Origin of the sequence: Peribacillus sp. YIM B13482 (assembly GCF_042787975.1) — a bacterium.
In the GTDB taxonomy this organism is placed as follows: domain Bacteria; phylum Bacillota; class Bacilli; order Bacillales; family DSM-1321; genus Peribacillus; species Peribacillus simplex_A.
Map to the genome: position 1 here is coordinate 44,252 of NZ_JBHZPF010000009.1, position 14,550 is coordinate 58,801.

The 14,550-nt window shown below is 41.5% G+C and carries 13 protein-coding genes; 11 read left to right on the top strand and 2 right to left on the bottom strand.

The window, feature by feature from the left end:
• Positions 1-189: 189 nt before the first annotated feature.
• Together yppF and ACFX4L_RS07135 are read right to left on the bottom strand one after the other, a co-directional pair.
• Positions 190-372: a YppF family protein gene (yppF, locus tag ACFX4L_RS07130; protein ID WP_061463025.1), complete on the bottom strand. Its 183-nt coding sequence runs from the start codon at positions 370-372 to the stop codon at positions 190-192.
• 874 nt (positions 373-1,246) lie between these two features.
• Complete coding sequence (locus tag ACFX4L_RS07135) at positions 1,247-2,536, bottom strand: MFS transporter (protein ID WP_377404453.1); 1,290 nt, start codon at positions 2,534-2,536, stop codon at positions 1,247-1,249.
• 728 nt (positions 2,537-3,264) lie between these two features.
• Between ACFX4L_RS07135 and ACFX4L_RS07140 the strand changes: the two genes are divergently transcribed.
• From ACFX4L_RS07140 to ACFX4L_RS07190, 11 genes are all read left to right on the top strand, one after another.
• Entirely contained in the window at positions 3,265-4,071 is an 807-nt protein-coding gene (locus tag ACFX4L_RS07140; RefSeq protein WP_377385153.1) for an alpha/beta fold hydrolase, read from the top strand.
• Positions 4,072-4,225: 154 nt separating this feature from the next.
• On the top strand, positions 4,226-5,041 hold the full coding sequence (locus ACFX4L_RS07145) for an IclR family transcriptional regulator (RefSeq protein WP_089364494.1): 816 nt from the start codon (positions 4,226-4,228) through the stop codon (positions 5,039-5,041).
• Positions 5,042-5,333: 292 nt separating this feature from the next.
• Positions 5,334-5,867: a cupin domain-containing protein gene (locus ACFX4L_RS07150; protein ID WP_284470894.1), complete on the top strand. Its 534-nt coding sequence runs from the start codon at positions 5,334-5,336 to the stop codon at positions 5,865-5,867.
• 125 nt (positions 5,868-5,992) lie between these two features.
• On the top strand, positions 5,993-6,931 hold the full coding sequence (locus ACFX4L_RS07155) for a VOC family protein (protein WP_061463030.1): 939 nt from the start codon (positions 5,993-5,995) through the stop codon (positions 6,929-6,931).
• A gap of 118 nt (positions 6,932-7,049) precedes the next feature.
• Complete coding sequence (locus ACFX4L_RS07160) at positions 7,050-7,841, top strand: SDR family oxidoreductase (RefSeq protein WP_284470892.1); 792 nt, start codon at positions 7,050-7,052, stop codon at positions 7,839-7,841.
• Between the two features lie 30 nt (positions 7,842-7,871).
• Entirely contained in the window at positions 7,872-9,560 is a 1,689-nt protein-coding gene (locus tag ACFX4L_RS07165) for a thiamine pyrophosphate-binding protein (RefSeq protein WP_377385150.1), read from the top strand.
• A 12-nt stretch (positions 9,561-9,572) separates the two neighbouring features.
• Positions 9,573-11,018: an aldehyde dehydrogenase family protein gene (locus ACFX4L_RS07170; protein WP_377385148.1), complete on the top strand. Its 1,446-nt coding sequence runs from the start codon at positions 9,573-9,575 to the stop codon at positions 11,016-11,018.
• Positions 11,019-11,034: 16 nt separating this feature from the next.
• The gene (nadX, locus tag ACFX4L_RS07175) at positions 11,035-11,820 is read left to right on the top strand and encodes an aspartate dehydrogenase (RefSeq protein WP_377385146.1); all 786 of its coding nucleotides are present in this window, start codon (positions 11,035-11,037) and stop codon (positions 11,818-11,820) included.
• A gap of 39 nt (positions 11,821-11,859) precedes the next feature.
• Positions 11,860-13,161 (top strand): aromatic ring-hydroxylating oxygenase subunit alpha, encoded by a 1,302-nt coding sequence (locus tag ACFX4L_RS07180; RefSeq protein WP_377385144.1) that lies wholly within the window; start codon positions 11,860-11,862, stop codon positions 13,159-13,161.
• Between the two features lie 21 nt (positions 13,162-13,182).
• Complete coding sequence (locus ACFX4L_RS07185) at positions 13,183-13,692, top strand: aromatic-ring-hydroxylating dioxygenase subunit beta (protein ID WP_089364500.1); 510 nt, start codon at positions 13,183-13,185, stop codon at positions 13,690-13,692.
• 41 nt (positions 13,693-13,733) lie between these two features.
• The gene (locus tag ACFX4L_RS07190) at positions 13,734-14,522 is read left to right on the top strand and encodes an SDR family NAD(P)-dependent oxidoreductase (protein WP_284470888.1); all 789 of its coding nucleotides are present in this window, start codon (positions 13,734-13,736) and stop codon (positions 14,520-14,522) included.
• Positions 14,523-14,550 lie beyond the last annotated feature (28 nt).

Below are 14,550 nucleotides of genomic sequence, written 5' to 3' on the forward strand. Positions count from 1 at the left end.
CCGTAATATGTCCTGGGGTGACATATTACGGAGGCTTTTATTTATGGAAAACATTCGGGTTGGGATATAGTCTTTCTTAGTAAAGAAAAGGGTTGAATAAAGCTGACTTAGCCCCTAAAGATAGGTCGATGCAACAGGGCAGAAACAAATTTCAAATCTTGATTTGAAAATGTGTCAGAAGTGTTCCTTTCATCCAGAAGATGTTTGCTTTGCTCCTCGAAGATATAATTCCTGACAGAGACTCCTATATTGAAAGATTGACAGCTTCCCGTTTACATATTCCTTCTGAATATAATCCAATAATTCATTGGCATGATTGGGCTTTTGACGTTTTTCCTGAATATAATGGAGTATTAAAACTTCAATATTCACGCACTCACCTTACTTGACAAGTATTTTTATCATTAACAATATAACATGGGTTACCGAGTGATTGTCATTTTTTGAATATTTTAACTATCGACATTTTTATACAAAAAAAAGGACAAGACATTCAGAGTGAATTTAGATTATGCTCTCCTCATCTAGTTTTAGCTTTTTTTAAAAATGCTGTTTTCCAACTCTTGCTGTATAACAGAGATAATTAGGATTACCTAAATGAATTTATATAATCTTTAATGCTTATTATAGGATATGCTCGTTCACTCAGAATTGTTTTCAAGTGTACTTCATAATAATAACCAGTAAAGGGTGGGCCCACTTTAATAGTTATCCGCCATTTTAAGAAGTTTGAACTAGTGATCCATGCTAATTAAGAACGGGGCATGACTTTGCTGCATGCTCCTTTTGGTCGCGATCTGTTCTAGTAAGTGATGACTAAATGATAAAGCCGGTGGTATTGAGCAGGACTTTCTTGGAAATAAAATGGTTTTATGCTTCAGTTGTGGAAGACCAGGAAGAACCCGAAGATCGGCTATCCAAGCAATTGATCCAGGAATGAAGCACTACTAATGGAAGTTGGAATAAGTGAAGCTATTTTTAAGATGGATGGTGGATGGCAGCCATATTAAGATTCTGGGATATTTGAAAAAATTAGAACCATGAATTCGCAGAAGAATAGGATTGGATCAAGGAACAAGGAAAGATGCCGAGGGACAAGAGTAAAAGAACTATCTAGTAGCTACAAGGAGTAATTGAAGGGATAATAGTACATGACTCATAGTCCGCTCAAGAAAAAACCCTTGATAATTCAAGGGTTGGATAAAGTCCATCAAAATGTTGGTCATGATTTCAAGGAACTTACGCTTCATACTTGGATCTTTTGTGCAGGCAAAGGTGATAAATGCAGTTCTGCCGCTTCTCTTTTAATGGAGAATATATACGCTCCCAAACCTAAGATGGCTGTAAAAATCAGCATGGCGATCGATGTACTGAAGTCCCCGCCAGACAAGTCACGAAGCCACCCCATGATATAGCTTGAAAAGCCGCCCATAATATTCGTGAATCCAATTAGACCAGCAGCCCGTCCTGCCGTTTCGGGTGTTGAGTATTTTATCATTAGCATATTACTTAAATGGAAAACACCGCCTTGACATCCCATTGCCAGTCCCATACATAGCCCGGCCATAATAGGGTTGGAGATGAAGACCGCAACAGTTAAAAAGACAGCAGTCAATGAAAATAGAATCGAGGCCATCAAACTTGGACGCCTGGTTTTGTCCGCCAGAAAGCCGCAGGCCAAGACAAATCCTAAAGCAAATAACCAGGAAAGCGAAGTGATGCTCGACATCCCTTCCTTTTCGAATCCTTTTGCTTCAATTAGATAGGTAGGGAGCCAAATGCTGATTCCGAAAAAAAGGAAGGAGCATACGAGCATACCGAACCATACAATCCAGAAACGATAATCCTGAGCGAAACTCTTTTTCTCTGAAGGGGCAATTTCTTTCCCTTCATCTTCCGATTGGCGAATGAAGGCCAATTCATCCTTACTTATACGGGGGTGCTCTTCTGGTGTATTCCTTGTCATAAAGATGAACATCGGGATATTAATAAATAAGTTGAAGGCCGCAAGCATAAAGAAAGCTGCTTGCCAGTGGAGTAAAGATATCACGAGCACCAAAACAATGGCTCCAGTTGCCGGACCTAAATAGTTTCCGGTAAGCCATGATGCCTGGGCCCTCCCCAATTCGCGTTTATTAAACCAGTTAGAAATCATTTTTCCGGAAACTGGAATCATCATCCCTTCGCCAAAACCAAGAATGACCCTGCTTATTAAAAACATTTCATATGAATTTGCTAAGCCTGACACAATCATGGTAAGTGTCCATACGAATAATCCGGCGATGGCTGTTTTTCGGGCCCCTAATTTATCAATGATGAAGCCCCAAAAAAGATTTGAAACTCCATAAGCTATGGTGAATACAAAGGAAAGAAGACCGATCTTTGCATTTTTGTCATCGCCTGTCATTCCGAGTGCATTCAAGAATTCTGGATCTGTTTGAATGATGGAAATGCCAACCTTATCAATTTGTCCGAAAAACCAAAAGAAAAAAATTGGAACGGCAATATACAACCATCTTTTTTGCCCATTTAACATAATACCATCTCCTTGTCGCTTTTAGCATTGCAAAAAACACTTACCATTGAGAATAGGTGGACTAAGGTTTTTCTTTAGATAGGCACTAGTTTCGATTTCCCCATTTACGAGCTGCATCCCGCCTTTCTTTAAAATACTGAGTGATAGATAAGTCATGGTGATGTTTTGTAAGTAAAACAAAGTTTTACTTTATTAACGATAAAATAAATAGAATTGATTGTCAATTTAATATTTTGATAATTTAATATTTTTAGAATAAATAAATATATTGTCATTTTTAACTTCTTCCATTGTGTTTTTTTATGTTTAAAATCGAACTACAATGGGATTCCTTTTTGCGTTGTGAGGGGAATCATACAAGGGAATGAGCTAAATGGCCTTTATTAAGGACTTAAAAGGGGGAGTGGATTTGATCTTTTGTGTCAAAAGAAGTAATTAATATCAAATTATTAAAAATTCCGACTTGTTGATATTGTATTTAAAATCAGGTAAATCTATAATTCATTTATATTGTTTTGTATATGAAATACTTATTATGGAAAATATCTATGGATTAAAATTCTTTAATTGTTCTACCTGCATATTTGGATATATTTTGTTGATCGATATATCTTCGATAATATGCCAATTAAGTTAGGTCTCCCAAATAGTTTTAAATGTGTAATTATGCTTTAATTGACAAATAAACACTTAAATTATTTATTCAAAGGATTGTGAGGTTGAAAAGGATGCCAATTAGCCATTTAAAAGAATTCTCGATTCATTATCTGGAATCGGGAGAAGGAAAAGCGCTTGTTATCCTGCATGGTTTGGGAAATAATTCTCAGTCATGGAGAAAACAGCTCTGTCAGATGAATGAAGAATTTAGGGTAATTGCCTGGGATGCGCCAGGGTACGGTGAAAGTTCCGATCCAAAAGAGGAATTTCAAGACTTTTCTCAATTTGCAGGTGTATTGAAAGAATTCCTTGAGAGTCTAAGTTTGCAATCGGTATACCTGCTCGGTCATTCGATGGGCTCGGCTATCGCACTCGATTTTACTAGCCGTTTCCCCGAGATGGTCGAGGCGCTGATTATATCTGATGCGACTCGCGGGGCAGCTGGTGTTAGCCAGGAAGAAAATAAACGGAAACTTCAGAATAGATTGCACTCCATCAATACGTTAAATCCGGGTGAACTGGCAAAGAAAAGGGTCAAAGCGCTAATGTCGCCAAATGCTTCTGTTGAGTTAGTTAAGGAAGCAGAACGCATCATGTCGCAAGTGCGCCCGGCTGGATACCGGTCTGTTTCCTTCTCTTTATCAAATTTAAACCAAATGGAAATCCTTTCTTCTATATCCGTTCCGACCTTGGTCATATGCGGTGAACTGGATCAGGTCACACCGGTTAGTGAATCGAGAATTTTTCATGAATGGATTCCTAATTCCGAATTTGCCATCGTACCGAATACCGGCCATTTATGTTATCAGGAAGATCCAGAAGTGTTCAATGAATATGTTACGGATTTTTTACAGAGACAACAGGTAGGGCAAAGTTGAAGTATGTATGAAAAAAATATACATCAACTTAATTTGCAGTAAAAGTTGTAAATATGCTGCAAGTTCCTTCTAGGTAAGAGTTGAGGTGAGAAAGCTTAATAAAATGGTTTATAACTCTTAGAGAATTGAGATATACAACGGGGGGAATACTCGAATGGAAAGCGAAGAAAAAGATAAAGAGAAATATAGTGCTAATTCATTGGTAAGAGGGTTGGAAATCATTAAGCTCTTTAATGAATTACAGCCGAGTTTGTCTCTTTCAGAAATTGCAAAACAACTGGGAGTAAGCCGAACGGTGCCATATCGTTTATTATTCACCTTACAAAATATAGGTTATCTGTCTCAGGATGAGCATACCAAACGTTATAGTTTAACACCAAAGGTTCTTGAATTGGGCTTCAGCTATTTGAATAGTTTGAAATTCCAGGAAATAGTCCAACCTTATATGGAGACCCTGCGTGATGAAATCGGAGCTTCCTGCCACCTGTCCATTTTGGATGGATTGGAAGTTGTTTATGTTGGCAGTGCCCCGATCAGAGGGGTATCTGCTGTCAATGTGAACATAGGGTTGCGGCTGCCAGCACATGCTTTGGCCAATGGAAAATTACTTTTGGCATATCAACCAAAAGAAATGCTCATGCAAATGTTCAAAATCTCAAACCTCACTCCTTATACAGACAAAACACTTACTGCGCCGGGTGAGTTTCAAAAACAGTTGGAATCGATTCGGCAAAATGGTTATTCGATGACAAGCGGGGAATTCCACCCTGGCATCCGTTCTGTTGCCGCTCCGATTTTTGACCGGACTGGAAAAGTATTGGCAGCCTTGAATGTCGTTGCAACAGAGTCGGCTTATCAGGAAGATTTCATCGATAAAATCGCCTTGCCGAAACTGCTGGAGGTTTCTCGGCAGTTATCCCTTTATATGGGGTATAGTGGGGTTATGTCGTTTCAACATGATGATGTGTGAACATGCTTTTAGTGCCAATCTAATAAAAAAGGTAATCTCTTTCGAAAGTGTGGATATCCCAAATCTAGGGTGTCCGCACTTTTTTGCGTTAAGAAAAAGAAATATTTGGTTAAATCGTTCCAAGTTATCGTAAAGGAATAAATTGTTCGGATTATAAAAATAGTTTCAAATATTCTAAAAATTAATTGACAATGAAAAGGTTTCAATTTAGAATTAATTCATAGATGAAACACTGTTTTACCAGTGAAACATAATGTAATTTAGAAACAACAAATAAGGGAGGATTTTTAAAATGACAAAAGAAATTTTTTCAGTGAAAGATTTTGAAAAAAAATATGTTGCCCGATTGAAAGACCGTACGCTTGATTGGGATGTCTTGAAGTTCCAAGAAGAAATCGATCCAGCTTATAGACGTGCACAGATGAGATATATAGGACGAGGTGCCACTGCAAATAACGATACAAATGTAATTGCAGGTGAACATTTCACTCTAAGTACAATGGTTCTACCGCCGGGATGTATCGGGCCTTTGCATCTTCACGATGATGTTGAAGAAGTGTTTTTCATTCTTGAGGGTGAAGTCACGGCGTTAATTCAAGAGGATAGCTACAGCGAAGTGCATGAAATTAAACTAAGTGCGAGAGACTGCATCAGCAGTCCGCCAGGGGTTTATCGGGGAATTAGGAATGACGGGGATGTTGAGGCGCGCATGCTCGTAATGCTAGGGGCAGTGAAGCCTAACTTGCCAACATATCCTGAAGGCAGTGAACTGGAAGAACTGCGGAAACAACGCTCAAAAGAAAGAGAAGCCATTATTAAAGACTGATCATTTAGCCGAAAAGGGCACCTGCATTATGGAAATTAATGAGGCGCCCTTTTCGATTAGATTGTTAGATGTGGTCAATGCAAATCTTCTAAAAAGCAATCTAATTCATGGGAGGTATAAAAAGGATGCTTGGGATTACTCATTTACGGCATATTAGCATGATTACTCCGAATTTCGACGATCAAGCAGAGTTTTATGAAAAGGTTTGGGGACTGGATAGGGTGGATGCTCCGGAAGAGGAGAATACGGTTTATTTTCGGGGTGCAGGACCGGAACATCATATTTTAAGCCTTCATAGGGGAGAAAAACGTGGTTTGCATCATATATCTTTCGGCATGGTCGATAAAAATGCAGTGGATCGTGCAGCGGGGATATTACAATCGAAGGGCGTTAGAATCATTGAACCACCTGGCTATTTGGATGAAGCAGGTGCTGGTTATGGATTACGGTTTATTGATCCGGAAAACCGCGTGATTGAGCTTTCGGCTTGGGTTGAAGTTCAAACGTCAATTTGGAACAAGAAAAATGTTGATCCAGTGAAACTTAATCATGTTGTAATGAATACGAAGAACTTAGATATGATCGTTGAGTTTTATACAGATGTACTTGGTTTTAAAGTTACCGATTGGAGTGAGCATCAAATGTCATTTCTGCGATGCAACAGGAAGCATCACTCCATTGCCTTTAATCAAGATGAACATGCGTCAATCAATCATATCGCATACGAAGTCGATTCAGTGGATGAACTGATGCGCGGCATAAGCAATGTGCGAAAAGCGGGACTGTCAGAACTTTGGGGACCTGGACGTCATGGACCTGGAGACAATATTTTTTGTTATTTCCAAGACCCAGGCGGTTTTGTTATGGAGTATACATGTTATCTGGAAACGATTGAAGATGAATCGGAGTGGAGAGCACGTGTATGGAAACGTGTACCACATCTAATGGATCAATGGGGGATTGCAGGGCCGCCGAAACCGGAAGCCCGCAAAGCAATGGGAGGAGATCCCGATCCTGGCTGGGTGAATTCCGTTATAGATGATTCAGTAACGGCCGAGAAATGAGATGGACGTCCATTTCCTCCATTTCTTCTTGCACTGGATGTTATGGTTACAGTGAAAGTTAACTTCTTGTTTTTTAAAGGACTGCGCTTAAGGAAAATGGTTTTAAAGGAGTGAAGAGATGGATTTAGGATTGCAAGGTAAAGTGGCTGTCATTATGGGAGGCACGTCGGGCGTAGGATTAAAAACAGCAGAAATGTTTTTAGCTGAGGGAGCGAAAGTGGCTATATGCGGCAGAAGCACAGAGCGAATGGAAAGTGCACAAAGTCAACTACTCTCATTTGGTGAGAAGGCGGATATCTTTGCATCAACCTGTGATGTCACCTCAAAATCGGATGTGGATTCTTTCATTAATGGTACGGCTGAGAGGTTTGGCGGGATCGATATATTGGTGAATGCAGCCGGTCAAAGCGTCATGGGTCACTTTTTTGACATTACGGATGAGCAATGGGATGAACAGATTCAATTAAAGTTCTTTGCCATCATATATGCCGTTCGTGCTTCGCACCCTCATTTAGTGAAAAGGGGAGGGGGGCGGATTATTAATATTAACGCAACGCTTGCTAAAGAACCTGAACGTCATATGGTAGCGACTGCAGCAGCAAGGGCTGGTCTCCTTAATTTAAGCAAAACCTTGTCCCAGGAATTGGCCTTTGACAATATATTGGTTAATTCAGTGTGTCTTGGATTGATCCGGACCGATCAATGGGAGCGAAGAAGATTGAAAAATGCGCCGGATATGGATCCGGAAGAATATTACGGGGAACTTGCGAAAAAACGGAATATCCCTCTCGGCCGTGTAGGGGAAGCGGAAGAAGTGGCCAGTGTCATTGTTTTCCTTGCTTCAGACAAAGCAAGTTATGTAGCGGGTTCGACGATTGAGACGGCAGGAGCGATCGGAAAGGCACTTTAAATATATCATTAAAAAAGGTAGGCAAACGCGATGAAAATACAAGAAGAAATAGAGTTTACGACCGCCGATTCCATCGTAAAGGAGCTGGTTCAAGCAGGAGTGGGAGTTGCTTTCGGGATTGTCAGTATTCACAATATGCCCATCTATGATGCAATTCTTAGAGAAGGTAGCATTAAACTCATTTGTTCACGGGGAGAAAGCGGTGCCGTCAATATGGCTGATGGCTATGCCCGCGCCACTGGGAAATTGGGTGTGGTGATTACCAGTACCGGAACAGGGGCAGGAAACGCTGCTGGTTCACTAGTGGAAGCTTGGGCAGCTGGTGTCCCCCTTCTTCATCTTACCGGTGAGGTCGCTTCTTCTTATCTTGCTACAGGCAAAGGATACATACATGAGTGTAAAGACCAGCTTTCAATGATGAGAGGTGCTTGTAAAAATGCAGTGAGGCTTAGAAACCCTGCCCAATCAGCAGCGGTTGTAAGGAAGGTGATCCAAGAAGCCTTAACTGCACCAACTGGACCGGTCACATTGGAAATTCCCATTGACTTTCAATCGGCAATCATAGAAGATCTTTCACTCGAGGAGCTACGAGTTTCGGCGTTTGAAACAAATTCAAAGCCATTTATTCCCGAACAAGCCGTGAAAAAAATGGTTGGAGCACGCCGTCCTGTGATATGGGCCGGGGGTGGGGTCATAAGTGCCAATGCTTCGCACGAACTGCAAAAATTGGCGGAAATCCTTGGTGCAGCAGTGATAACCAGTCAGTCAGGAAAAGGTTCGATCCCAGAAAATCATGAACAATGCATAGGACATTTTGCGGCCTTTGAAACTACAAAAGAGTTTTTGAGAAATGCGGATTTATTGATTAGCGTAGGTGTAAGATTTAGGGGAAACGAAACATCCAACTGGAAAGTACCGGTTCCAGAAGAACATATAGCGATAGATGCAGATTGGCAGGCAATTAACCGCAACTACAAAGCCACACTAGGTTTGGTTGGCGATGCAAAAGATATGCTAGCTGGCATCATTCAAAAGCTCGAAGAAAACTCAGTGAATGCGGAACCTTCTTACTTACAAGAAGTCCTTTCGCTTAGAAATGAAGTGCGCGCTCAACTCCGGGAAACGCTTGGACCTTATGCGGGATTTTTAGATGGCATGAGGGAGATATTACATGACGATACCATTTTAGTTCGAGATGTAACTGTGCAGGCAAACGTATGGGGCAGCCGTTTATTTGAAATCTATGAACCGAGAACCTCCATTCATGCATCTGGGGGTGGAATTGGTCAAGGTCTTCCAACAGCAATCGGTGCCCAAATAGGGTGTCAAGATAAAACTGTCGTTCTTATGGCTGGAGACGGAGGCTTTATGGTGAATGTCGGGGAAATGGTTACGGCCGCCGAAGAAAACTTACCAGTTATCATCGTATTGTTTGATGACTCAGGTTATGGGGTTCTGCGCAATATTCAAACAGCCGCATATGGCCGGCAGGTTGCCGTGGATTTATTGAGTCCCGATTTTGTGAAACTGGCTGAGTCCATGCATTTCGATGCTGTACGGATTGGTTCTGGAGATGAATTCATATCCGAATTGAAAAAGGCAAAAGAAAGACGTAAGCCTTCCATGATCGTTGTTGATATGGAAGCTGTGGGACCAATGGCAAAGCCATTTGGGGGACCACCAGGAGCTGCGGAAGCATTTAAGCCCAAAAAACTGTAGGGGGGATTGAGGATGATTTCGACATATCCATTTGTTTCAGGAAAATACCTTGTTAATGGAGAATGGATAGAAATGCCGGAAAAAGTGGATGTGATAAATCCGGCAAACAGATCGGAAGTAGTTGGCCAGGTGGCAATATGCTCTGGGGATATCGTGAATGAAGCGATTGAAGCGGCAGAATATGCTTTTGAAAGTTGGTCTCGTTCTGATGTCAGGGATCGGGCTAACCGGATGAACTCGGCGGCAAAAGAACTTTCAAAAGTAATCGAGGAAAATGTTACAGTGTTCGTACGTGAAAATGGCAAAACACTAGTTGAAGCTAAAAAGGATTTACTACGATGTGTTGAAGTCATGAAGGGCTGCGCTACAGAGTTACTTGATTGGTGGAAACCTGAAGTGCTTCAAGGAAATCAAAAAGTCCAAATCCGAAGAAGGGCAAGAGGCGTCACGGCAATTATAACTCCGTGGAATTCTCCAATGATATTAACGTTCAAAAGGGTCATACCTGCTGTCTTGGCAGGCAATGCCGTTGTAGTGAAACCTGCAACGAATTGCCCGTTAACGATAATGACCTATTTAAAAGTAGTTGCTGAACATTTTCCGCCAGGAGTCATCAATATAGTCTCAGGATCAGGAAAAGCAATCGGCGATACACTTTGTTCCGATTCCCGCGTCCGGACAGTGGCGTTTGTCGGTAGTACTGAAACCGGAAAAAATATCATGCAGAAATCAGCTGGAAATCTACAAAAAGTATATATGGAACTCGGCGGCAACGACCCTGCCATTATTTTGGAAGACGCCACTATGGATGAAGCGGCAATCAAACGTTTGAGGATGGGGATTTTACGAGCTGCAGGCCAGGTGTGTTCTGCTGTTAAACGAGTGTACGTCCAAGAATCACGTTTTGATGAGGTTGTTGAAAAGCTGACCAAAGAATTTAGCCGGATGGTAGTTGGTGATGGCATTCAGCCTGACGTAACGATGGGTCCATTGAATAATAAAGCACAGTATGACTTTGTGAATGGCTTGATCGAACGTACAGCTAAGTCGGGAGCAAACATAATCACCACTGGCATTCAACATAATCCTGAAGCTTGGGATAAAGGTTATTATATGCTTCCTTCTATTATTACTGATGTCAATCAGCAGAGCGAAGTGGTTCGGGTGGAACAATTCGGACCTGTCATTCCCATCCTACCTTTCAATGATATTGAGGAGGCTGTGAAATTAGCGAATGATAGTGAGTTTGGCTTGCGTGCATCTGTTTGGACCGAGAATGAAGAGATAGCTATTGATATGGCAGATCGACTCGAAGCTGGTGCGGTTTTCCATAATAATCATACCGTTTTCAGTGACTTGGCTCTCGACTTCCCTGGATTAAAAGAAAGTGGTGTTTCCCGGGAAACAAGACATTGTGGGCTGGAATTCTTTGCGGACTCATACGGGTTTGCTAATTGAGGAAGGATGAATCTACATGAGGTTAGGCTTAATCGGATGCGGCAATATCGGTAAATTTCTGCTTCAGGCAATAAATAACGATGGGCTTCTTCCAGGTGGGAAAATCGTTTCGATTTATGCCCGCCGTGAAGAAATCGCAGCTCAACTAGCTGAAGAATTCAGGACACAGCCATTTAATGATGTTGATGAACTACTTAAATCCGATGTAGATTTAGTCATAGAGGCTGCAACGATTGAAGCTGCTGAAGAGTACGCATTTAAAGTGCTTAAAAGCGGGAAAAATCTCTTACTAAGCAGCATAGGCGTGATGGCCAATGCTGCCTTTGAAGAACAATCAAACCTGATTTGCAAAAATAATAACGTGAATATTTTCCTTCCGTCTGGTGCGATTGGAGGTCTTGATGTACTTAAATCGGCAAAAGCGGTGAATGGTCTTGAATCTGTTTGCATCACCACGAGAAAACCGCCAAACGCATTACCTGCAGGTTCTTCAATGGAAGAAGAAACGGTTTTATTTGATGGGTCGGCTGCAGAAGCGATCAAGCAGTTTCCGAGAAACATTAATGTTGCGATTGTGCTGGCTTTGGCTGGTCTGGGATCTGAAAAGACAAAAGTGAAAATCATTGCCGATCCAAGTGTACTGAAAAACATCCATCTAATAGAAGCGTCAGGTTCGTTCGGGAAACTCAAACTCGAAGTGGAAAATGATCCGATGCCAAATAATCCGAAAACGAGTTACTTAGCCGCATTAAGTATTTTGGCTACTCTGCAAAACAAGGAAAAGAGCGTTCAAATCGGATAATGAATTATGAGGTCAAATTTATGGAAGGGAGAGAAAAGTATGCTTAAAACTGATAAGTCCCTGGAAGAAATGTCGAAACAGCAAGTTGTTAACTATTTGAAAGAAACGGTTAAACCAGAGGAAGGCGTTATACCTGCATACCTCCTTGGAGATCAAAAGGTTTATGATATAGAACATGAAAAAGTGTTTTTGAAAACATGGGTTTTTGTCGGCCATGAATCTGAAGTACCCAACAAAGGAGATTTCTTGACCCGTGAACTGGCTGGCTATTCGCTCATCATAACCCGTGACGGTGAAGGGGAAATCAGGGCGTTTTATAATATGTGCACACATCGCGGAATGAAACTATGCCGTGCTGATAAAGGAAACAAGTCTTTATTTACGTGTCCCTATCATGGATTTAACTTTAAAAACACTGGTGAGCTAGTGGGGGTACCACTTCAAAAGGACATATATGGGAGCACACTTGACCGCTCAGAAATGGGCCTTCACAAAGTGAAGCTTGATTCTTATAAAGGACTTTTATTTGGAACTTGGAATGAAGACGCTGAGCCGCTTGAAGAGTTTCTTGGAGATATTAAATGGTATTTGGATATACTCGTAGGACGCGCAGAAATGGAAGTTATCGGGGTCCCGCAAAGATTCGTTGTTAATTCCAACTGGAAAGTGGGTTCCGATAACTTTGTTGGTGATTCCTATCACACGATGGTCACACACGGATCCATTGCAAAACTTGGCATGGTACCCAATGCCACCTATTCAAAGCGTGGTTTTCAAATCCATATGGATAACGGCCATGGGCTGAACTTAGGGACACCTAACCCTGACTTCGCTTTCCCGAAAGAATTGAAAGATGAATTTAAAAGTAATTTGTCTGAAGAACAATATGAAGTTTTATCAAACTTAAAGAATATGATTGGGAACGTTTTCCCCAACTTATCATTTTTAATATCCCATACAAAAATCAAAGACCAGTTCATCTCCAACACTTCAATTAGAATGTGGCGGCCAATTGGTCACAATAAAATGGAAGTGATCGCTTGGATGCTCGTCGAAAAGAACGCCTCCCAAGATTGGAAAGATAGATCAAGAGATTCGTTTATCTTGACCTTTAGCCCATCCGGTATTTTCGAACAGGATGATACGGAAGTGTTTACGGATATTACTGAAGCAGCCCAGGGCCCAATGCCTTTCCTAAAGAATTTAACCTATAATTATACCATGGGTCTTCATCGTGACCCTGTTGATTTCATAGGACCGGGCATTGCTTACGATGATAAATTCACAGAAGCGAGCCAACGGAATTTTTACAAGTACTGGCTGGAGTTGATGACGAAATGATAATCGGGAGGGGGAATGGAAATGAATGTGGAGAAAATGTTGCTTAAATGTGAATTTGAACAGTGGCTGTATGATGAAGCACAATTACTGGATGATATTGAATTTGATGATTGGTTCGATCTAATGCACTCAAGCTTGCGCTACCAAATGCCTGTTCGCATTAATAAAGAAGGGGTGGAACGCCCGGATTATTCAACGGAAATGTTTACATTCAATGATGATATTGAGCTGCTGAGACTGCGCGTGGATCGTTTGAAAACAGATTATGCATGGGCGGAAATACCGCCATCAAGAACACGCCGTTTTGTCTCTAACGTGCGCGTTAAGGACTTTGTTGAAGGTGAAAAGGCAGTCGTCAAGAGCTATCTTCTTATCTACCGAAGCCGTAGCACGGATATTCAACACGATTTGATTTCGGGCGAACGAAATGATGAATTCATATTCGAAGAGGGTAAATGGAAACTTTCCAAACGGATATTCATCGTTGACCAAACAACGATAAATACCAGGAATCTTGCTATCTTCGTATAAATATTACTAGCATAAAAAGGATAACAAGGAGGCTGGTTGTAATGGCAATGGCGTTAAAGGATAAAGTAGTGTTGATTACCGGAGGGAACTCTGGTATAGGGGAAGCTGTCACTAGACGTTTCATACAAGAAGGAGCAAAAGTCAGCATTATCGGCCGCTCAATAGAAACGCTGAAGAAAATGAAGGAGGAATTTGGTGAAGGGATTCTGGTTCATCAAGGCGATGTAAGCAAATATGAAGACAATGAGAGGGCTGTACAGGCCACTGTCAGGCAATTCGGAAAGCTGGATGTTTTCGTTGCTAATGCTGGAGTCTTTGATGGGTTTGCCAAATTTGCCGACGTAACTCCCGATGCACTTTCCGAAGCATATGACTTTCTGTTCGATATTAACGTTAAAGGATCTTTCTTCGGTGCAAAAGCCGCTCTTGATGAACTGCAAAAATCGAATGGCAATATTATTTTTACTGTATCCGGTGCTAGTTTCTATCCTGATGGCGGCGGGGTTTGGTACACAGCAAGCAAGCATGCTCAAATAGGGTTAATGCGCCAACTTGCTTTTGAACTCGCTCCGAATATTCGGGTAAACGCTGTGGCGCCTGGTGGCACACTGACGGCATTATCGGTCATTCCTCCTCTAAGTCCATTCGTTAAAATCGTGGATAATGATACGAAGGCCAGCAGCATAAAGAAAAGAAATCCACTTCAGCTTGCCCAGATGCCCGAAGATCATGTAGCTGCTTATGTCCTGTTAGCATCGGACGAAGCGCGTGCAATTACCGGTGAAGTCATTTCCAGCGACGGTGGTTTGTCAGTTCGTGGACTGGGTTGAGTTTATAACAAAATAAATTGTGGAAGAA